A 22,514-nucleotide genomic window follows, 5' to 3' on the forward strand; every position below is an offset into this window, starting at 1 on the left:
TTATAAGATTTTAAAAATTAGGCATTATCAAAACTCCTCGTTTTGACAATGCCTTTTTATTACCCGTAAATAAATCTATTTATATTCGTATAGCTCTTTATACCTTTCTTCAGCTCCGATTTCTTCTCTGCGTATAGAAAAAATTGTGCTAATATCCATTATCCTTCTCATTATCTCCGAAAATTCTATATCTTCGCAAGTTAAGACGATTTCATCCCCTCTTGACTCCATATTTTTCTCTTCGAACTCGTTAACTATCTTTTCAGCATCTTCAACCTTTAAGTAGTACTTGCCCTTTCTATAAATCGATATATCTTCTTCTATAAGTTCTCCATTTTTTACAAAAACAATATGATTTGTCATATGATCTACTTCTGATAGATTATGTGAAGATAGTAGGACGGTCTTTCCTTCCTCAACAAAACCTAGTAAGATTTCTCTCACCTTTATTATTGTACTTGGATCCAAACCATTAAAAGGTTCGTCCAAAACTAACAGTTTAGGATTATTAATCACAGCCATTGTAAAGAGTAGCTGCTGCTTCATGCCCAATGAGTAATCTGAAACTTTCTTATTTAAAAAATGGGTTACACCCAAGTACGAAGCCGCTTTTTCTATTGAATCTCCCCCCAGTTTATGAGTCTCGGCTACATACTTTAAATGATCGAAACCCGTCAAATGATCGTACAATACATTATTATCTATAAGATAGGAGTAGTCGTAAAATATAGAAACATCATTATTGGGTTTTCCGAGTACTTCAACGCTCCCGGAATCAGCTGAAAGAATATTGGCTATGATATTCATTAGAGTCGTCTTGCCGGAACCATTGGGTCCAACAAGAGCAACAATGCCGGGTTTATCTATTTCTAAGTTGACTTTGTTTAATACTATATGCTTACCATATGATTTGGTAATGTCGTTAACTTTTAGTACAGCCATTATCTAATACCTCCATTACTTTCTTTTAAATACCGTTTTATATGTGGTAATACCTACAAAAATCAACAATATACTGCAAGTTATAATTATTGCAATCGTAGATATCGGGGCTAATAAACTCTGATTGCTTACCATCTCAGCTTCACCCGTTGCTATATACTTGGGATTAAGCCATAAAAACAGTCCTGAAATTGCATTAGACATATTAAATAAGCTCAGAAGATACCCAACACCCACTATTAAAATCGAAACCGTACTTACTATCCACCTGCTTTTAATAAACAAAGATATCAGATTAGATATAGCAATTACCAGCACTGTTCCCAATAACAGTAAAGTCAGCATCTCTATATTTTCATCTACTATATCTCTAAAACTATAAGCTACTATACGCTCGTCCTTTTGAGGTTTACTTTGATTTACCGTTAGTAAATCGCTTCTCAGCCCATGCATTTTCCCGTCTTTGACAAATTCATTATGGTACTTAATTACAGGATAATCAGGCTCAAATCTCCCTCCCATTGATTTAATAATAACAACCGACAAACACAGCGAAATCGCTACCGATAATATTATTATCGTAGTCTTTGCCATAATCTTTGATATATAGATCCTCCAAGATTTTACAGGCTGTATATTCAGTAAAAATATTGACTTGCTTTTATGTCTCTCATCGGATATTCCCGTTCCGACTATAAGTAACAAGAGTAGTGACATAGAACTTAGAATTAGACCTGAAAATAAATTATATATAGTATAATCAATACTTTTATGGTAAGGGATTGTAATTTCTCTAATTAAGAAATAGTCACCGATAGACCTGGGATAATCAAATGGTGTTATCATTCCAGTTCTAATTTTGGATAAAGTAGTTTCTTTCCCTCTTGATTCAACTTCGTTTAACAGTGATTTTTCTAATCTGGCTGTGGTAGGTGTAAATCCAAATCCAGAATATCCTTGATGCCCTTCTATTAATTCAAGATTATAAAGTTTCAACAGTAAAAAACCTCTATCGTCATGCTTTAAATTTTCAGAGATTTCTTCCAAAATTTCAAGATTTCTTATATGGTTATTTTTGCTGGGTCCTTCATTGCCTTTTATCATTTCTTCTTCTAACATCTTGCTAAACTCAATGCTTGAGATAGTACTATTCCTAACTTTTTTGTACATAGAAAAATTATTTACAGCTGAGAAAGTTACCAGACCAATAAATAGTAACATAGTTATTATAACCATTCTGTTTTTAAGTATCTTTTTGATTTCAAAAATGTAATTCGGAAATGGTCTTATACTTTTTCTTTCAAATCTCTCCATCTTTTTTTCAATTTTATAATTCAAACTGAAATTCTTAAGATTTTGAACTTTTGGGTTCTCAGAAAGTTTTATAGTTCCCAGCATAATAACACCGGAATAAATTAAGCATACAATTAGCATAACTAAAAAATGTACCCTATAAGCATTCGACATTTGTATGGAAAACGGATAGAATAGTGGATTTAGATGAAAACCAAGTTTATTAATTGCCCCTCGCATAATCTGAGAATTATATGAACGAGTAGTTATATCATTTAAAAACAAAAAAGCAGGTATTATGACTGCACTCACTACCAGACCATCACCCATAAGATTTCCGGTTAAAAGCACTATAGACGAAATAAATATAGCCAGTATAAATACAACAAATACATATCTTAATAATATAATCCCTATGGAAATAAGTGTTATTGTATCTTTAAAACCAACTAAAGTATTTGGCACCGGATAATTTACAGTCCCTGAATTTTTGAACACCGCAGCTAGAACAAATGAAAAGACTAATATGAGTATGTATATTATTGTTATAAATAAGGTACTTACGGTAATCTTTGATATATTTCTCCTAAGTTTACTAATAGGTTGAACCCCTCTTAAAAAGTCGTTCTTTTTATTGACTTCTCCTAATAAAAACTGAGATGCAAAAAATATAATGAAAATCAGTATTGGCATTCCACTTAAATTTACAGCTACACTTTTGGCAAAGTTAAAACCACTTAATGAATACTCAGGGTCTTCATATGGAAGTCCTCTCTCACTAAGGTTTTTTACCCAGGTTTCTTTTTGTAAGTCAGCTATAGTATCTAAAAAAAAGCGAGAACTTTTTTTGTAGTCCCGATACTCATGATATACTCTATAAAACTCAGTCATCTTATGAGGAAGCTCTTGGTAGTCATCACCATCAAGAGTCAAAATCACCGAATCAACTGCAGCGGTTAATTTTTTATTGTAAACTAAGTACTCATCTACCTTTGCCATAGTATGTCCCAGTTCGAGTATGGTTTTCCTTGCTTCGTTCGCTTCTTCTTGCAGTTTTCTGTGATATGTTGAATACTCTTCTAAAACACGACTTCTTATTTGGTGCTGATTAATACTATTGTATCCAAAATTAAGAACAGAGACCAAAATAGAAATTATTACCCCGACAATAACCAGTTTTGATTTTAAAAGATTTTTAAATTCGAATTTTAATTCAGTCATTTAATCCTCCTTCTATAAAGAAATAGAGTAATTATATTTTGATATATATATCATTGTTCTTTTGCTGTATGCATTATCACAACTTGTTGGATTAGTCAAACCTTTAAAAATAAACATCAAAACTATGCCAATACATTAATATTTACACTTGGCATATTTGATTAAAATTTCATAATCGTCTTTTAAGTCCCTAAATCTAAAATTAAGAAATTAATCGGTACAATAATGGTATAGTCGTTAAGATCTGCCGAATAGCTCCTTATACCTCTCTTCTGATCCTACTATCTGCCTTTGAATATCTGTAATCTCGTACTTTTTAGAGATTCTATCAATGGCTTCTTGTAAGTTTAATTTACCGAGTTCAAATATTATTTTATTGCCTTCCATTTGAAATTCGTCTCTCGGTAACTCGATGGGATTACCATTTGTTTCCACTCTAATTTCATATCTCCTTCTTTGATAGTCAGAGATATTTTCCCTTAACACTTTCCCATCTTTTAGAAATAGAATATCAGACGTAAGCTGATCTATTTCTGCCAGATTATGAGAAGATAATAGGATGGTTTTTCCAATATTTCTAAGATCCGTTATTACTTCTCTAACTTTTATTATTGTGGTTGGATCCAATCCGTTAAACGGCTCGTCAAGAAGCAGGAGATTATGATCAGGAAGGAGTGTCATGGTAAATAGAAGCTGCTGCTTCATTCCAAGTGAGTATTCCTTAACTTTTTGATTTGAAAATCCCGTTATTCCCAAGATTTCTGAACATTCTTCAATTCTATCTTTCGGTAGTCCATGTACATCGCTGATGAACTTTAAATGGTCAAGTCCTGTTAGATATGGATATAGTACCGTATTGTCTATCATGTACGAAAATTTCTCATAGATTTTTGTATTTGTATTTACTATATCGTAAATTCTCACTTTACCGCTATCAGGAGTTAGAAGGTTTGAAATTATATTTAAAAGTGTGGATTTTCCCGAACCATTTGGTCCAACTAACGCAGTTATCATTGATTCATTTAGTTCAAAGTCTATACCTTTTAAGACCTTTTTTTTCCCGAAATTCTTTTTTATTCCATCTACTTCCAAGACTTTCATCTTCTTCCTCCTCTTGCCATTCTTTTAAATCCTACTAGTCCTATTAAAACCAATAGCAGACTCCATGCCAGAAGTACTATAATTCCCATGGGAGCATGTAAATATCCGATATCATATCTAAGAGACAGTCTGCCGTATACCACAGAGTATGGATACAACCACTGGAACGGAAGTAATCCGCTTATGAGACTATAGGTATTAAAAGTCAGTATATATCCCAGCCCACATATTAGAATCAGAATCGTTCCGCTAAGCCAACGATTAGTAATTATTGTAGACATGGCATTTCCTAAACTGATAATAAAAAGACCTATTGCCAGCAAAAGTAATGTGAGTTTAAGATTTTGTTTCCAGACAGGTGTATATTCTACTTTTATGGTTTCACTTTGATTAATTTCTTTATTTTCAATTTTACGCCCAAATTCATCATTAAGATTTCTCTTACTGAACTTTCTAACTTCTTTCGTTTCACTTGGTTTAGCTGAAAAAGTTTGAATCGGATAGTTTGCATCGTATAACTGCCCTATTTCCATTCCGTACCCCAACCATGTAAACCAAGACATCAGAACCAAAACTGCAAAGAAAACTATCATTATCTGTTTGCTCATAAAGATTTTTAATCTTTCCAGCGGCTGCATCAAAATTATCCTGAGCGATTTTCTCTCTTGCTCTCCGGTAAATCCATCGGTCAGCAACAAGCCTGTAGCAACAATCAGTATGACAGCTCCTATCCCGCTATAGAAGTAATTACCTACCATATGCATGGATGGATGGTATCTTTTTGAGTGTATAAGATAGTTTTGAAAATCGTTTAAGGTATTGAATTCATCATAAGGTGTTATTCTGATAGGAAATTCATTTAAAAGTTCTGATAGATGATTACCTTCACAGTTTTTCTCTTCTTGATTTACGTTTAACATAGTAGTCTCGTAAGTAAACTTATCTGAATCAAAGCCTCGAAATCCAAAAGAATTATTGGCAAAATTAGTAATTAAATTCTTATTTACTTTTGTTATCTCTTCTTTATCTTTTATAACATATGCACTTATATAGTCTTTAATTAATTTACTTTCAACAGGATCTTCATTAACACTGTTTTCTAATTGTGATTTTGCATTCAAAATCCTCAAATGAACTGTTTTCCCATATTCTTTTTGTTTAATAATCCCATAGCCCGAAAAGGCTATTAAAAATATAAAGAGATAGAGTATCAATTCATTTCTTCTTTTAAGCTTTAAAATCTCAAAATTAAGTAATGGAAATCTACTAATCTTACTTGTCTTCCACTTTTTTAATAATAGTTTTATATCGCCTTCTTTTTTTCTTGTAAATAGGGATTCGATAAATTTATTCTTCTCAAGTTTTGCAGCCAAATACAATATCGGGAAACCTAATAATATAGGTATTCCGAATAATAATGTAGTTTTTAAATCAAGGTAATCCGCAAGTAAATTATACTTTTCACCCAGTAGCGGAAAAGGTATAAACTTCTCCAAATGGGTAAGTGATAATATCACGTTATTGATATACGATATGATTGCAATGCTCACAAATCCCGAAAAGAGAACAAGTCTTGTTTCTTTAAAAACAATTGTTAGGAGTGCCAAAATTGAAAATATAAAAAATGCATATGCTGAGAACAGATATATCCATCTAAATAATAATTCCATAACTGAAATCTGTCCCAAATAGCTTTCATCAATCAATCTTAGGTTTTCAGGTCTCACCCATGCCTTGTAGTTGCTGAGGACTTCAGGATAATCGTAATGTCCCAGACCTGTACCAAATAGCTTACCCAGTATTAGACTTGTTAATGTCACCACTATTAGAAATAGTGAGAGAATTATTGTTAATAGAACAGTTTTGGCCAAATACGCCTGGAATCTACTTCCAGGATCCATCTTTCTAAGTTTTTCAACGCCGAGTTCTTTTTCTTCAGTAAAGATTCTCGAAGTTAAAACCAGGTAAGCCAGTAAAAGAGGTAAACCAATGATTCTGTTTAAAGTAATTTTTGCTAAATTAAAACCTGAAAGACTTAGGTTTGGATGTTCAAATGGATAGTTTTTGTCTACTAGAGTTTGGTTGAGAAGTTTTTGCTTTAAATAGTTAACTGAACCACTAGCCCTATTTTCAATACTAATCGACTTATCAAATCTTGTTATCTCGTCACTATAGAGCTCCATAATGCTAAGCAAAACAGCAGGAATTTGATCAGCCTTTTCTACATCTTCGGAAAGCTCAAATAGCTTCGTGAGATTCTCACGAAGCTTAAGCAAATTGTTTTGAATTCTGTTAAGTAATGGTATTCTCTCACTGGGAACTCGAGCTATAAGCTCTGGGTCATCAAAGTAAATAATTGATTTTTCAATATTATTATATAATTGTCCATACATTTTATAAAATGTATCTATATATAAAAATTGGTTTGAATAATTGTACAAAAAACTCATACAGGAGATGAATATTCCAATACCTATTAATATTGCTATTATTTTTGTCCGAAGAAGTCTTTTAAATTCAAATTTTAAGTATTTCATTTACTACTCCTTCTTAATATAATGTAAACAATTTGATTTTATTAAAACACAAAACTAAGATTTGTATTCTAAGTAAGTGTCTCCATTTTTATACCTAGCAATATGCATTTTTAGACCACCTTTATTAATCATAATTCTATTATCTTAGGTATTACATATAAGATTTTAATCGTTTTTTCTCATTAGCCATTTATACTAACTCCATTATATAGAATTGTGTTTTCAATGACAATTTTATAACCATATGATATCAATAATTTATCCAATTAATATAATCTCTAACATTTTCTATTATCGATTGTGATTTATCATCCAGATAGTAAGACAAATTGCACAAAAAAACACTTCAGGTAAAGTTTTTCACCCGAAGTGTTTATATTTTTTTATTGATTTGTCAACCAACGATTTTTAACAAATAGTTTCTTATTTACTTTTATTACCAATTATATCAAATACAGTATTTAATACTATTCCAACTATAGCTGCAAAGCTGATTCCGGACACCATTATGGTTTCAGTTATTTTAATACCGGGCATTATTCCTGTTAAGGACTGGATTTGACTGCTAAATAGTCCCAGTATCAAAATGCTCGCCATGACGATGATGTTCTTTAGGTTAAATTTAACTTCATTTGTTCTTATGGTCTTGACACCTACAAGGGCTATCATGCTGAAAAGTACTACTGAGATGCCTCCCATTACAAATACGGGGATGGACTGAAGCACTCCTCCCAGTTTTCCTACAAAGGATAGTACTATTGCGTAGACTGCTGCAAGCCTCAATAATGAAGGATCGTAGTTCTTGGTAATGGCGAGTACTGCTGTATTTTCACCATAGGTAGTATTTGCAGGTCCTCCTACAAGTGATGCAAACATGGTTGCTAGTCCGTCTCCAAGCAGGGTTCTGTTTAAGCCCGGATCTTTAAGGAAGTCTTTTCCTACTACTTGTCCATTTGTTTTGATGTCTCCAAGATGTTCCATAAATACTGCCAATACTATAGGTGCTATTGTCAGTATTGCAGGTAGACTGAATTTAGGAAGTGTCATATTAGGCACTGAAAACAGTGCTGCGTTTGCAATAATTCCGGTATCTACCTGATTTAAGGCAAGTGACGCTGTGTAGCCTACTATGACTGCTATCAGTATTGACAACTGTTTTACAAATCCTCTTGTAAATTTCTGTATCAATAGACAAGTACCAAGTGTTAATGCTGCAATCAGATAGTTTCCACTAGCCATATTCACAGCTGTTGGAAGTAGGTTTAGTCCTATTACAATTATCATCGGTCCTATGACCTGTGGTGGTAGTACTTTATTGATGTTCTCAGTTCCTATTCTGTTAATCACAAATGAAATGAGCACATAAATAAGACCTGCGACCAGTATGCCTCCTTGTGCATACGCCAAGTCTCCGTTATACATTTCCTTTACTTTAAGTATTACAGGAATAAATGCAAAAGATGAACCTAGGAAAACAGGTACTTTTTTTCCCGGTTACAAAGTGAAAGATAAGAGTTCCCACACCTGCCGATAATAATGCAACTGTAGGCGATAAGCCTGTTAGAATCGGAACTAATACTGTAGCTCCAAACATTGCGATAAGATGTTGTAAGCCTAGAATACTCCTTTTTATGCTCTCAAAAGCCTTAGGAACATTCCTTAATCCCTCATGTGCACGATCTGTCATTTTTTTCTCCTTTCCAGCCTCTCGGGACTGATTTAAAGTAGTGTTAAATTCTTTATCTTTTTAATTTTATCACTTGTCAATTTAAAAATCAAGTTTTATTTGACCTCATTGTAAATCAATTTTATAATTAAAGGACAAGAAGGGATTAAGGGTGATATATTTGTACGAAACAATTAACTATAGTTCAATCGACAATAAGGAATTGGAATCTTTTATTTTGATAGATGTTAGAACGGCTGAAGAACATGCTTTAGAGACTATACCGGGTAGTATAAATATGCCGATTTTCAATAATGAGCAGAGAGCTGAGATTGGGACGGTTTATGTCAATGGTGATGTGATGAAAGCCAAGGCTCTTGGGTTAAGATATGCCGGAGCAAATGCCGAAGAGATGTATTTGAGATTACATAGTTTGGTGGATAATTATGATAAACTGATTTTATACTGTGCCAGAGGCGGTTTTAGGTCTTCTGCTCCTGTCAATTTATATAAGAGTTTAGGACTTCCTATTTTCAAGCTTGAAGGTGGATACAAGAGGTATAGGCAGTATATCAATTCACATTTACCGGAGATTATTTCTCAAAAGAGCTTTATCGTTTTGTATGGAAATACAGGATGCGGTAAGACTGAATTGTTAAAAGAGCTAAAAGATATGGGTGCACCGGTTATCGATTTGGAAGATTTGGCAAATCACAAAGGCTCACTTCTAGGTACTATAGGTGAGGCACCTCAACCTACTCAAAAGATGTTTGACAGTCTTTTGTATAATGAATTAAAGTCACAAGATTCAGATGTGTTTTTTATCGAAGGTGAGAGTAAGAGAATCGGAAAACTCTTCCTCCCCGATATGCTTATGGATAAGCTACATTCGGGAATTAAGGTTAGGGTTGTTTCATCTTTGGAATCCAGGATAGAAAGAATAAAACAGGAATATGTACACGACAATGATCTCGAGTTATCAAATACTATCTCCTTACTAAACAGATATATCAGTTTAGAAAAAATAAACGAGTTTAAGGAAGACATCTATAAGCACGATTATGATCATGTTATAAGAGAACTCATCATTAATTATTACGATATGAAATATGCATCCAAAGATAAGGTTTTTGAGTTTGAAGTTGATAATGATTCAGAAGATGCTGCTAATAAGCTTATGGAACTCTTGAATTCAATAACCGGGTAATTTTTGTATAAATTTCGTTTTCTTTTTTGAGATATTATCATAATTTTAGGGTATGAATAATATAGGATAAGAGGAGGACGGTAATGAAATTACTTAAAAAGATAAAGTTAATAAAATCCCTGCAGCTGCCGAAGCTTGCTAAAATCGGTTTTTTATCGAGTAAAATCGGTATACGAAGGGCTCGAGGCAAAGATTTGTTTATGCGAGATTATAATGAGGAAGAAAATAAAAAAAAGTGAAATTCACTATTGGTGGATTTCACTTTTTGTTTCTGCCAGTCTTCTATAAATTGTGTTTGCATCTTCAAAGTGGAACTTACTTCCTGCATCATATGGCAATGCTCCTAGAGTTACAAGTATATACTGCTCTCCATTTACAATGGCGGTAGATGCAAGGCAAAGACCCGCTTGTTCGGTATAACCGGTCTTCCCTCCCAGTATCTTATAACCTTCGCTGTTAACTCCCTGCATGTAAGCAAGAACGGAGTACATCATATATACTCCCTCCGGATGTTCTTCCGTGTCAGAAGATATATAGAATGGTTTGGTAAATATCTTATTAAAGGTCTCGTCTCTTAATCCATATCTTACAATTTCAGCCATTTCTTTGGCTGTTGAATAGTTTTTAGGATCATGTAGACCTGATACATTTGTAAAATGTGTTCGCCTTAATCCGATTTCTTCGGATTTTTTGTTCATCTTTTCAACATGTGCTGCTTCAGAGCCGGAACAACCTTCTGCAAGTCCTACAGATGCTTCACCACCTGATGGTAGCATTGTTCCATATATTAGATCTCTAAGGTTTATTTTCTCTCCGGGTAGATAACCCGCCATGGATGCATCATCTGCAATCATATTATTATAGAGCTCATCTGATATAGTATGCACTTTATCGTAGTCTTCGATATTATCTATTGCTACCAATGTAGTCATCATTTTAGTCAATGAGGCAGGATATACTACTTCATTTTCCTTGATGGCATATATTATTTCACCGGTTTTTGCGTTCATTAAACAAACATTATTACTATATAGGTCTTTTTCAGATAGTTCCAGTTTAGTTATCTTTTTATTTTTTGCGGAGATTACCTTACTGAGTTCTGATCTTATTTTTTGAATTATTTTCTCACTATATATTGATCTGTTGCTTTCGATAAATATTTCGGTCGGTTTTTCTTCTTTATCAGCATCCGTGTTTTGCGTAAGCAAGTTTATACCGTAACCTTTATCTACCAATATAAAAGCACCGCTAAGAATAATTGTTATGACGCATATGATTGCGATTATTTTATTTCTTATATTTTTTGATTTACTTTTCATTCATTTCCCCTAAATCCGTTTTTTACTAGAGTTTGGTTTTATGATATGTTTATGTACTCTAACCACCATATTATTATAACATATATATGACTTATGTGAACGCAGATATGTAATTTATGCCGATTTTTTTTGAGTTTTTTGATTGATTTATGTGTTATAAGATTTTAATTAAGGCATTTTATTCTCCATAATATATAAGCGAGTAACTCGATTAGTTTTAATAAACGTATGAGTCTACTCGCCTTTGGTTTCTGTTTTCATTTTATTTTATCAATGCTGCTTTATTCAGTTTTATTTCCAGTCCTACATGCTGTCCTTCAACTGGGCAAAATGCTCCATCAGGTAAATCAACTCTAATGTCGCTAAAATGCTGGGTGGAAATATCTCGGTTTAGGATTACTATATTGCCCTTTACTTCGGGAATCACTCTTTTAACTGTAAATGGTTTAAAGTCTTCGTCTCCGGTTCTTAAGTTTAAATCCGAAGCTTTGATTCCTATATAATTGGCACCTTCTACATTTCCTTCAATATATATTCCAAAATCTTCAGCAAATACTCTATTTCCATCCTCTGTAGAGAGTTTACTATGATTGTCAAAACCAACAAGCATTGAATTTTCAATGGTTTTGGGGTTTAAAAATACAGATTTTTTATCTGCAAATACTTCCATCTTTCCGTGATTTAGAACGACTACTTCGTCACATATTCTATAAACTTCATCTCTATCATGTGATACCAGGATTGTAGGGATATCATACTCTCTTATCATTCCTATTATCTCTTCTTCCATTCTCCATCTGAGCATTCCGTCCAGAGCAGAAAATGGTTCATCGAGGAGTATTATCTTAGGGTCCGTTGCAAGTATTCTTGCCATTGCAACTCTTTGTTTCTGTCCTCCTGATAGTTGAGACGGGTATCTGTCAGCCAAATCTCCAATATAAAAAGAGTCCAAGAGAGATCTGGATATGTCTTCTTTCTTTTGATTATCACCTATAATAGCAAATTTGACATTTTCAATTGCCGTCATATGAGGAAAGAGAGCATATGATTGAAACATATAACCGGCCCGTCTTTTTCTAGTGGGTAAGTTGATGGAGTTTTCAGAGTCAAAGTATACAGTATCTCCAATAGAAATAAATCCTTCTTCAGGCGTCAAAAGTCCAGAAATGCATTTTAAAGTCATGCTTTTTCCACTTCCCGATGCACCAAGGATTGCTATGGTTTTTTTGTCGGTTTCAAAATCCATATTTAGATTGAATTTACCTAGTGTTTTATTTATTTTTACTTTTATCATTTTCCATCACCACTGAATCGTTCACTTTTTACATAGAAGTTAGACCATGTATTTAATAATACCATCATTACCAAGCTTATTCCAACTATTATTAATGCCCATTTAAATGCCAGTTCTCTGTTTCCACCTTGTACTGCCGTATAGATTGCAGTAGACATAGTCTGAGTTCTTCCGGGTATATTTCCCGCTATCATAATGGTAGCTCCAAATTCACCTAATGCTCTTGCAAAAGACAATATGATTCCGGCAATTATTCCGGGTCTGGATACTGGAACCATTATGCTCCAAAATATTCTTCTTTCACTTATGCCCAGTGTTCTGGCAGCATAAATTAACTCGGGATCCACTTGTTCAAAGGCTCCTAAGGCGGTTCTGTACATCAGAGGAAAAGAAACGATGGTAGCAGAGATGACCGTAGCATACCAAGTAAATACGATGTCGATGTTTAATTTTTTAAGTATTGCTCCGAAGATACCATAGTTTCCAAAAACTATAAGGAGGAAAAAACCCACTACCGTTGGTGGAAGTACCATCGGCAGTGTGAATATCCCGTCTATAATCCCCTTAAGTTTTTTCGTCTTCATAACATATCTGGCAGCATATATCCCTAAAAAGAAGGTTAGCAATGTTGCCAATAGTGCTGTTCTAATCGATATAAAAAAAGGAGACCATTCCATGATTTTACCTATTTAGCCTTATTGAATCCGTATTTTTCGAATACTTTTATAGAAGAGTCGCTTTTTAGGAATTCAATAAATTCTAATGCAGCTTCTCGATTGGCAGATTCTTTTAATACCGAAACAGGATAGACTACAGGTTTATGTGATCCTTCAGGTGCAGATGTAACTATGTTTACATTATCACCTTCTATTAGAGCATCTGTTTTATAAACAAGTCCAGCATCGGCTTCACCTGATGCAACCCAGCTAAGTACTTGTCTTACATCTGAACCATAAGAAACTTTTTTCTTTACTTCATCAAGTATTCCAAGATGATTAAGTATTTCTTCTGAGTATTGACCTACAGGTACTCCACCAGGCTCTCCCAGTGCTATCGTCTTTACATTTTCGTTTAATACGTCTTCAATTTTTTCGATTTTCAAATCGTCTCTCTTCTTGGTAGTTATTAATACTACATCGTTTACTAATAGATCTGATGCATCTGCTTCATCTACTTTACCTTTTTCGATTAAAGCTTTCATCTGTTTTTGAGCCGCTGAAGCAAATACATCTACTTTTGCTCCCTCTTCTATCTGGTTTTGAAGAGTTCCCGAAGCTCCAAAGTTGTATGTGATTTTAACATTTTTATGTTCAGTCTCATACATTCCTTTAAGTTCATTTAATGCATCTGTTAATGAAGCTGCTGCAGAGACTGTAAGTTCTACTACTTCACCTTCTTTAGTTTCTTCCTTAGGTTCTTCCTTTGCTTTGTCCTTTGTTTCTTCAGCTTTTTCTTCTACTTTTACTTCTTCCTTTTTCGCTTCTTCTTTGGCCGGTGTACAAGCACCAAGAACAAGGGTAAAAGCTAGAAGCATTACTACTAAATACTTTTTCATTTTACTTTACCTCCTTATTTTCTTGCACATTCTGCACCACGTCCTGTAAGTATTTCCAAGGCATGGTCCAATGTATTAAAAAACAAGCTTATATTCTCATCGACGGCTTTGGGACTGCCAGGGAGATTTATAATCAATGTGTTTTTCCTAATTCCTGCGACTGCTCTTGACAGCATTGCTCTATCGGTTATTTTAAGGCTTTCCATCCTCATCGCTTCCGGTATTCCGGGTACTTGTCTTTCGACTACATCCAGGGTGGCTTCAGGTGTTATATCCCTTGCGGCAAATCCTGTACCACCGGTTGTCAATACAAGGTTTATTCCCAGATCGGAGTATTCTATAAGTTTATTTGAGATTGTCTTTCTATCGTCCGGAATTATATCTTTTACTCTTATTTCATAACCCGCTTCTTTAAACCTGCTTTCGATTAATGGGCCGCTTTTATCTACTCTATCTCCTACGGCTCCGCTGTCACTTATGGTTAGAATCGCAAGTGTGTACTTAGGATAAGATGATACATAGATTTCATCACCGGTTTTTATTTCTCCACCCACTATTACTCTTGCAAATATTCCTTCTCTGGGCATTATACAGTCTCCCACTCTGGTCCTTATCTCGCAGCCGTGGTGACATTCTTTGCCGATTTGAGTTACCTCAAGTTCCACTTTTCCGCTCTTTAAGATGGTACCTACAGGTAGTTTTGATAGATCTATTCCTTCTACCAGAATATTTTCTCCAAATGCTCCATTCTCTATTTCAAAATCTGCCCTGGCTTCGAATTTCCTAACGGAGTCATATGACAACAAACTTATTTGTCTATGCCATGCTCCGGCATGTGAGTCGTTTTCTACTCCATGTTCTTCTATAAGTATGGCGGATTTAATGTCAGTTTTTGGGATGCCCTTAATATCGCTTATGCATACAGCTTTTATTGTTCCCATTCTATCCTCCGATTTGATTCATTCTTTTATTTTCTGTGTGTTCGGTTTTGTGTCCAAGCATATGTGCTTTGGGTTTGTCGTAGATTATTTCAGCTAGTTTTTCTGCGAGTTCATCGACAGATAATTTGTTTATAAAACCACTAATATCTACACCATAGTCATAATGTAGACATAGTTTTAAAAAACCTGTCGAGCTTAGTCTGATTCTATTGCAACTACCACAAAACTTTGAATTGAGTGCTTCTATAAAGCCTATATATCCTTTGAATTTGTCAAATTTAACATAGTTCGCCGGTCCATTTCCGAGTTTTCCTTGGTATGCTTTGGCGAGGCCGTATTTATCTTCCAATATACTCATAATGAGTTCTGATGAACTTCCACTGTATTCCGTTCCTTCTCCTATTGGCATGAGTTCTATAAATCGAACGGATATGGGTTTATTTCTTGCCAGATCTGCTAATTTGATAATGTCTTCAGGTTTTATAGGCTGTATCGGTACGGTGTTTATCTTGAGGTTCTCATATCCCAATTTTATTAATTTGTCTATACCGTCCAAGACCGTGTCTATCTTGTCAAATCTGGTAAGTCTCCTGAATTCTTCTGCATCCATGGTGTCCAGACTTACATTTATTCTGTCTATCCCTGAATCTACTAATTCGTTTGCCATTTTCCCGAGCAGTACTCCATTTGTCGTAAGGGTTACTTCTCTTGTCCCGGGTAGCGCTTTTAATTCTCTTATAAACTCAGGCACTCCCTTTCTGACCAATGGCTCTCCGCCTGTCAATTTAAAAGTGCTAATTCCTATTTTTATAAATGCACTACAAAGTTTGAGTATCTCCTCATATCTGAGTATGTCCTCATGCTTAAGAAGCTCTATGCCCTCTTCAGGCATACAGTAAATACATCTTAGATTGCATCTGTCTGTTAAAGATATTCTTACATAATCGATAACTCTACCATATCTGTCTTTCATATGCTCACCACTATCTAAAGAAATCGCCTGATTTCCCTCCGGATTTATGTTCCAGTTTTATATTTCCTATTTCCATCGATTTATCTATTGCCTTACACATATCGTAAATGGTCAATAGTGCTATCGAGCATGAATGTAGTGCTTCCATCTCCACTCCCGTTTTGCCTGTGGTCTTTACTGTTGATTTAGCTTTAATAATTCCAAGTTCACTGTCTATTTCAAAGTCTATATCCACTCCGGTAATCATAAGTGGATGACACATCGGAATGGAAGTGCTCGTAGTCTTGGTAGCCATTATACCGGCTACTCTTGCAACTCCCAACACGTCGCCTTTTTCTATTTTATTGTCCAATATATGTCTCAGTATTGTATTTCCTACTTTTATGGTTCCCGATGCTATGGCAACTCGCTTAGTCTCATCTTTATCTGAAATATCTACCATTCTGGCATTGCCGTCTTCATCAAAATGCGTTAATTTATCCATTTAAGCTCCCTTTCCGAATGAACACTCAGGGTATGTGCAGTCTTCACATTCGAGGCATAATCCTCCATGTCCGAGTGTAGAGATTTCCTCTTTAGTAACAGGGTCACCGGCAGCAACCCTTGGAAGAATTAAATCAAATACTGTTCTTTTACAGTACATTACGCATCCCGGTAACCCCATAATCGGCAGTCCTTCACTAGTATATGCCAACATAAACATCGCCCCCGGCAGTACAGGTGCTCCATAACTAATTATCCTGTCTGCGACTGATTTTATAGCTGCAGGAGTTTTGTCATCCGGATCTACGCTCATTCCGCCGGTGCAAATCAATAGGTCTACACCCTTTTTGAGTATAGCCTTTATCTTCGCGGATATGTTTTCAGGATTATCATCGCTTATCTCATGTTCAACGACTTCTATATTATATGCTTTTAATTTATCTATTATGACCGGAGTAAAAGTATCTTCTATCCTTTTATGATACACTTCATTTCCGGTAGTAACTACGCCCGCGTTTAATTTTTTAAATGGCAATAGCTTTAATATCGGGCTGTCTCCCACCTTTTCTTTAACTTCTATCATTTTTGATTCTTCTATGACAAGGGGAATAATTCTCGTGCCCAACAGCTTATCTCCGGCTTTGACGGGCATATTATTATGTCTTGTAGCTATCATCATTTCATCTGATGAGTTGACCACAAGGAGTTTTTCAATATCTACTTTGAGCAGTCCGTCTATTTCTGCAAATAGGTCTATCTTCCCCTCTTTGCATTCTGAAGCTCTGATATTATCATTTATGGTTATTTCTTTTAAGTATTCTGCGGCTTCATTTTCATGTATCATACCTTCGGTTTGTTCCCAAACATATAATCTATCTTTACCCAGTTTTAACAATACAGGTATATCTTCTTCTTTAACGATATGTCCTTTTCTGAATCTTGCCTTTTTGGTAACGCCTTTTACGATTTCGGTTATATCATGACAGAGGATATGTCCAACTGCATTTTTTGTCTCTATTTGTCTCATGCTTCCTCCAGTTATCTTCATTATTCTCTATGTAGAATAATACCTTAATTTAGTAAAGTAGTCAAGATATAGTATATAAGTCATTTATTTATTTGTATTATTTTATAACGATATTTAGATATTTTATTATATTTTTAAAACTTTTTTATTGGGGTAATATAATACTAAGAGCCTGGTTTAGCATCAAATTAAAATCGCATTTATTTTTTACATAATTTTAACATTGATATGATACTTTCATTCTATACATTATATAAAGGTGGGTTTTTTATGGATAAAAACTTTAATTACGATCTTTCTTACACACAAAACAGAGAATTATCATGGCTGGAGTTTAATATCAGAGTACTTAATGAGGCACATGATCCCGAGGTGCCGAGTCTAGAAAAGCTTAAGTTTATTTCTATTTTCACAAGTAATTTGGACGAATTTTTCATGGTTCGTGTCGGTTCACTGTTTGATTTATCAAAGCTAAAAAAAGAGAGACTTGATGATAAGACCGGTATGACCTATACTGAACAATTATCTGAGATTTTTAAAAAGATGCCGGAGCTATATAGGAGGAAAGACCAGGCTTATAGCGATGTGGAGTCACAACTTAGGTTTCAAGGTATTTCAAATCTAAAGTATGAAGAGCTTACAAAGGAAGAAAAAAAGATAGTGGATCTGTATTTTGACAAATCAATACTACCCATACTATCTCCTCTTGTCTTAGATTCACATCATCCTTTCCCACATCTCAGCAATAATACTCTAATTATTGTTGCAAATATGAAAGATGACACAAATCAGGCCTTCACGGGATTGATTCAAATGCCTGTAATCTTGGAAGAATTATTTTACTTACCGGGTACAGGCGTGCGTTATATTCTCACTGCCGAAATAATTCGAGCGAGATTGTCGGATATATTTAATTTCAAAATTATCGATAATGCAATTATTTCGGTTACGAGAAATGCAGATTTAAATCTGGAAGAAGATTTTGATGACAATGACGAAGATTTTAGATTGTACATGAAAAAGGCTTTGAAAAAGAGGAGCCGTCTTGAGCCTGTAAGGCTTGAAATAAACGGCAAACTACAAAAGAACACAGTGGAGTATTTAAAATCGAGACTCAATCTTAAGTCAGAACAGATTTACTATAGTGAAAGTCCTTTGAAAATGGATTATGTGTTTTCTCTTTTTGGTAAATTACCTCTTCCGCTGGAGAAGACTACTACTTATAAACCTTATACACCCGTATATCCCGTAGATTTGAACCCTAGTAAGAGTATTATTAATCAAGTTGTTGAAAAGGACAGATTACTTTTTTTCCCATTTGAATCAATCGATCCCTTTCTGTCTCTATTAAAGGAAGCTTCTAATGATCCCTATGTTATTTCAATAAAAATTACCATCTACAGGCTGGCCTCGATTTCAAAAGTTGCAGAGTATCTTGCACATGCTGCTGAAAACGGTAAAGAAGTTGTGGTTATAATGGAGCTTAGGGCAAGATTTGATGAGGATAATAATATAAACTGGTCTGAAAGATTGGAGCAGGCGGGCTGTACTGTTATTTACGGTTTTGAAGATTATAAAATACATTCTAAAATATGTTTGATTACAAGACATAAAGACGGAGTGATAAGCTATATTTCACAATTCGGAACCGGAAATTATAACGAAAAGACAGCAAAACAGTATACCGATTTATCACTTATAACGAGCGATTATAATCTCGGTATGGATGCTCAAACATTTTTTAGAAATATGATGGTCTCCAATTTAGACGGTCAATACAATCACCTTCTGGTTGCACCTTATTCTTTAAAGCCGAATTTGGTACATTTAATTGATGAACAGATAGCATTGGCTAAATCCGGCGAAAATGCTCTCATTAAGATTAAGTGTAATTCCGTAACTGAAAGAGATATTATTGATAAGCTCTCTGAGGCTTCTAATGCCGGTGTTAAGATTTACATGAATGTTAGAGGAATTTGCTGTATACTTCCTGGAATCCCGGGCAAAACTGAAAATATCCATATAACGAGTATCGTGGGAAGGTACCTGGAGCATCCAAGGATTTATATATTCGGTGAAGGTGAAAATCCAAAGGTATATATCTCCTCTGCAGATTTGATGACTAGAAATCTTACCAGGAGAGTGGAGATAGCATGCCCAATTTACGATCCTATTATAAAATCTAAAGTCATCGATATCGTGGACCTTCTTTTAACTGACGACAAAAAGTCCTCGGTACTTAAGCCTGATGGTAGTTATGTAAAGGTAAGTGACGAACCGAGTATAAGTTCACAAGATTATTTTATGGATTTGGCAGTAAAGTCCTCTAAGAAAAAACAGGATACACAGAAGGTTCAAAAGACTAAAAGAACAGTCACTAGCGAGAAGATCATTGTGAACAAGGAAGAAATTGTCACTGATGCTATATCAAAGATGTCGCTGTTTGAGAAATTTAAACTATTATTTTTAAAGAAATAAGAATATATAATAACCCTAAAAAAACACTATGTTGTCACTTTAAATGAAGTATTATATAATTAGTATTGTAATTTAAGATGATAGTAGTGTTTTTTTTGAAAGTGAGATTAATAATGACGGGTAAAAAGATTTTACAGGTTTGTTCGTATTATGAAGATATTTGGATATATAAGAGCTTGTTTGATCGTTTTGGAAGCCAAGGGCATGGACTACGATCTGCTTTTTTTTAAAGCTAAGGGAAAATCACTGCCTCCCTTGCCTGAAAACACAATCCTTTCTCAAGCTTTTAATTCAATAGACAGATATGTTTTTTCTGTCAAGCATAGAAAAGTCTATAATGATATTGTGACTAAACTCAATCCCGATAATTATTTCATGTCTCATGCTCATTCGCTAATGTCTAATGGTTATATATCTTATAGGTTAAAGCAAGATTATTCTATACCTTATATTGTTGCGGTTAGAAATACTGATATTTTCACTTTCTTCCGTTTAATGCCTCATCTGATACCTTTGGGAAGAAAGATAATGAATGATGCTTATAAGATAATCTTTATTTCTCCTAAGTATAAAGATTATATGCTGTCAAGATACATAAAACCAAAGGACCTCGAATCTATAGACAAAAAGTCAATTGTAATTTCAAATGGTATAGACGGATTGTTTCTGGAAGATTATGAACCTAAAGATAATCTTATAGAAGATACTATCAGGCTGATTTTTGTTGGAAGAGTTGATGATTCAAACAAGAATGTTAGAACTTTAGTAAAGGCTTGTGATTTTCTTTTATCCAAAGGACATAAGTTAAAGCTCACTCTTGTGGGCAGATTGGAAAAAGATATTTATAAAAAATTTATTCTAAATAGAGATTATATAGAATATCTGGGAACTCAAGATGTTTTAGGTGTAAGAAGCAGTTTGAGAAATTCCGATATTTTTGTTATGCCTTCCAAGCATGAAACCTTTGGACTCGTCTATGCAGAAGCTATGAGTCAAGGTCTTCCCGTAATCTATACTAAGAACCAAGGTTTTGACGGTTATTATCCTGAAGGTCAAGTTGGATATCATGTGGTTCATAATGACTCTAAACAAATTGCCGATAAGATTCTAAAGATAGTGGATAATTATAATACTATGTCTAAAAATGCAATAATCGGTTCAAAGAGATTTAATTGGGACAGTATCTCTGATGAATATATTATGATATATAAAGAATTACTTGAAGATAAATAATAGATAGGTGAATTATGAAAGTTTTTATGATTTCTCAAGGTTATCCGTCAACTGAATATCCAATGAATGGTATCCATCAATTTGCCTATGCAAAGGCTCTAAAAAAACACGGAATAGACGTAGTTTTTTTAGCACTGGATGTAAGGTCTTTTCGCAGGAAAAGAAAATGGGGTTATGAAGCTTTGAATTTGGACGGAATACCGGTATATGCTCTAAATATACCTCTTGGTAGGATAAGTCCAAAGCTAATGGGCAAGATTTCTTCTTTCGGTTTTACTAAATTGATGAAAAAGGTAATTGCAAAAGAAGGTGAGCCTGATATTCTTCATTCTCATTTTACTGAAACTTCCTATGCAGTTGCACTTTCAAATAAAGGTAAGTATGCGTATATAGTTTCAGAGCATTCATCTGCTGTAAACAAAATTAGTAAAACAGAAATACCTACCGAGCTGTACGATACTGCCTATTTCACATATCATAATTGTGACAGATTGGTAGTAGGTAGTCCGGTGTTCCAAAGCAGAGTCGAAGAGCTTTTTGACATCTTACCGATATGTATCCCAACCATTGCCAATACTGATTATTTTAACTTATCGGATTTTACTCCCGAAAAGTACAGAGTCGTATCTGTTGGTAATCTAAAGGAAGCGAAGGGTCATAGGGATGTTATTCAGGCCTTTCATAAGGGTCTAAAGGGTGTCGATGCAAGTCTTGTTATAATCGGAGATGGAGAAGATCGACGATTTTTAGAAACTATGATAACTGATTACAATGAACAAGATAGAATTACTCTTTTAGGTCAAAGGGACCTGGCTTTTATAGCTAAAGAATTTTCGCAAAGCAGTCTATTTGTTCTTGCATCTCATAGTGAAACTTATGGTAAAGTTTATGTTGAAGCAATGAATGCCGGTCTTCCAATAATTACTACAGAAAATGGTGGAAGTGAGCAATTTGTTAAATCCTTTAATGGTGTAATAGCCAAGGTTAAGGATACTGAATCTCTATCAAGCGCCTTTGTTTACATGTATGAGCATAGGGATAGTTTTGACAAAGAAAAGATAAGAGAATTTGCTCAAGAGAACTTTTCAGAGGATGTTGCAACAGACCAACATATCAAACTTTACGAAGAACTACTTTCGAGCTATAAATCATAATTTACTAAGTTAAATGTTTTTTATATTAGATAATAGCCATTAAATTTGGTATAATAAATGCTGAATCATTTTTATAATAAAAGTTCATTT

19 protein-coding genes are annotated in these 22,514 nt (G+C 34.3%); 5 read left to right on the top strand and 14 right to left on the bottom strand.

Going from position 1 to position 22,514, the window contains the following annotated elements; translation table 11 throughout:
- Window positions 1–75: 75 nt before the first annotated feature.
- The 6 genes from VZL98_08310 to VZL98_08335 form a co-directional block, all read right to left on the bottom strand.
- Window positions 76–942, bottom strand: coding sequence for an ABC transporter ATP-binding protein (locus tag VZL98_08310; protein WVH62696.1), 867 nt, complete (start codon window positions 940–942; stop codon window positions 76–78).
- A 15-nt stretch (window positions 943–957) separates the two neighbouring features.
- Window positions 958–3,456: a hypothetical protein gene (locus VZL98_08315; protein ID WVH62697.1), complete on the bottom strand. Its 2,499-nt coding sequence runs from the start codon at window positions 3,454–3,456 to the stop codon at window positions 958–960.
- A 237-nt stretch (window positions 3,457–3,693) separates the two neighbouring features.
- Window positions 3,694–4,557 carry an ABC transporter ATP-binding protein gene (locus VZL98_08320; protein WVH62698.1) on the bottom strand — a complete coding sequence of 288 codons (864 nt, stop codon included), beginning with the start codon at window positions 4,555–4,557 and terminating at the stop codon, window positions 3,694–3,696.
- Complete coding sequence (locus VZL98_08325) at window positions 4,554–7,094, bottom strand: ABC transporter permease (GenBank protein WVH62699.1); 2,541 nt, start codon at window positions 7,092–7,094, stop codon at window positions 4,554–4,556. Before VZL98_08325 ends, VZL98_08320 begins: the two co-directional genes overlap by 4 nt.
- A gap of 423 nt (window positions 7,095–7,517) precedes the next feature.
- Window positions 7,518–8,543: a solute carrier family 23 protein gene (locus tag VZL98_08330; GenBank protein ID WVH64553.1), complete on the bottom strand. Its 1,026-nt coding sequence runs from the start codon at window positions 8,541–8,543 to the stop codon at window positions 7,518–7,520.
- Window positions 8,527–8,781, bottom strand: a complete 255-nt coding sequence (locus VZL98_08335) for a solute carrier family 23 protein (GenBank protein ID WVH62700.1) — start codon at window positions 8,779–8,781, stop codon at window positions 8,527–8,529. Before VZL98_08335 ends, VZL98_08330 begins: the two co-directional genes overlap by 17 nt.
- Before the next feature lie 160 nt (window positions 8,782–8,941).
- Between VZL98_08335 and mnmH the strand changes: the two genes are divergently transcribed.
- Both mnmH and VZL98_08345 read left to right on the top strand, forming a co-directional pair.
- Entirely contained in the window at window positions 8,942–9,967 is a 1,026-nt protein-coding gene (gene mnmH / locus VZL98_08340; protein ID WVH62701.1) for a tRNA 2-selenouridine(34) synthase MnmH, read from the top strand.
- A gap of 83 nt (window positions 9,968–10,050) precedes the next feature.
- Complete coding sequence (locus VZL98_08345; GenBank protein WVH62702.1) at window positions 10,051–10,206, top strand: hypothetical protein; 156 nt, start codon at window positions 10,051–10,053, stop codon at window positions 10,204–10,206.
- Between the two features lie 6 nt (window positions 10,207–10,212).
- Here VZL98_08345 and VZL98_08350 read toward each other — a convergent pair whose 3' ends face one another.
- The 8 genes from VZL98_08350 to VZL98_08385 form a co-directional block, all read right to left on the bottom strand.
- A complete protein-coding gene (locus VZL98_08350; GenBank protein ID WVH62703.1) occupies window positions 10,213–11,286 on the bottom strand; it encodes a serine hydrolase in 1,074 nt (357 codons plus the stop codon).
- A 262-nt stretch (window positions 11,287–11,548) separates the two neighbouring features.
- On the bottom strand, window positions 11,549–12,580 hold the full coding sequence (locus VZL98_08355) for an ATP-binding cassette domain-containing protein (GenBank protein WVH62704.1): 1,032 nt from the start codon (window positions 12,578–12,580) through the stop codon (window positions 11,549–11,551).
- A complete protein-coding gene (gene modB, locus VZL98_08360; protein WVH62705.1) occupies window positions 12,577–13,257 on the bottom strand; it encodes a molybdate ABC transporter permease subunit in 681 nt (226 codons plus the stop codon). Before modB ends, VZL98_08355 begins: the two co-directional genes overlap by 4 nt.
- Window positions 13,258–13,265: 8 nt before the next feature.
- A complete protein-coding gene (gene modA, locus VZL98_08365) occupies window positions 13,266–14,135 on the bottom strand; it encodes a molybdate ABC transporter substrate-binding protein (protein ID WVH62706.1) in 870 nt (289 codons plus the stop codon).
- 14 nt (window positions 14,136–14,149) lie between these two features.
- Entirely contained in the window at window positions 14,150–15,076 is a 927-nt protein-coding gene (locus tag VZL98_08370; protein WVH62707.1) for a molybdenum cofactor synthesis domain-containing protein, read from the bottom strand.
- Window position 15,077: 1 nt separating this feature from the next.
- Window positions 15,078–16,049: a GTP 3',8-cyclase MoaA gene (moaA, locus tag VZL98_08375; protein WVH62708.1), complete on the bottom strand. Its 972-nt coding sequence runs from the start codon at window positions 16,047–16,049 to the stop codon at window positions 15,078–15,080.
- Window positions 16,050–16,059: 10 nt separating this feature from the next.
- The gene (gene moaC / locus VZL98_08380) at window positions 16,060–16,533 is read right to left on the bottom strand and encodes a cyclic pyranopterin monophosphate synthase MoaC (protein WVH62709.1); all 474 of its coding nucleotides are present in this window, start codon (window positions 16,531–16,533) and stop codon (window positions 16,060–16,062) included.
- Window positions 16,534–17,559 (bottom strand): molybdopterin-binding protein, encoded by a 1,026-nt coding sequence (locus tag VZL98_08385; protein WVH62710.1) that lies wholly within the window; start codon window positions 17,557–17,559, stop codon window positions 16,534–16,536.
- A 270-nt stretch (window positions 17,560–17,829) separates the two neighbouring features.
- Here VZL98_08385 and ppk1 point away from each other — a divergent pair, with 270 nt between their 5' ends.
- The 3 genes from ppk1 (at window position 17,830) to VZL98_08400 (ending at window position 22,424) form a co-directional block, all read left to right on the top strand.
- The gene (gene ppk1, locus VZL98_08390) at window positions 17,830–20,037 is read left to right on the top strand and encodes a polyphosphate kinase 1 (GenBank protein ID WVH62711.1); all 2,208 of its coding nucleotides are present in this window, start codon (window positions 17,830–17,832) and stop codon (window positions 20,035–20,037) included.
- A gap of 150 nt (window positions 20,038–20,187) precedes the next feature.
- Window positions 20,188–21,270 (top strand): glycosyltransferase family 4 protein, encoded by a 1,083-nt coding sequence (locus VZL98_08395; GenBank protein WVH62712.1) that lies wholly within the window; start codon window positions 20,188–20,190, stop codon window positions 21,268–21,270.
- Window positions 21,271–21,284: 14 nt separating this feature from the next.
- Window positions 21,285–22,424, top strand: a complete 1,140-nt coding sequence (locus tag VZL98_08400; GenBank protein WVH62713.1) for a glycosyltransferase — start codon at window positions 21,285–21,287, stop codon at window positions 22,422–22,424.
- Window positions 22,425–22,514 lie beyond the last annotated feature (90 nt).

The organism is Peptoniphilaceae bacterium AMB_02 (assembly GCA_036321625.1).
Classification (GTDB): Bacteria; Bacillota; Clostridia; order Tissierellales; family Peptoniphilaceae; genus Microaceticoccus; species Microaceticoccus formicicus.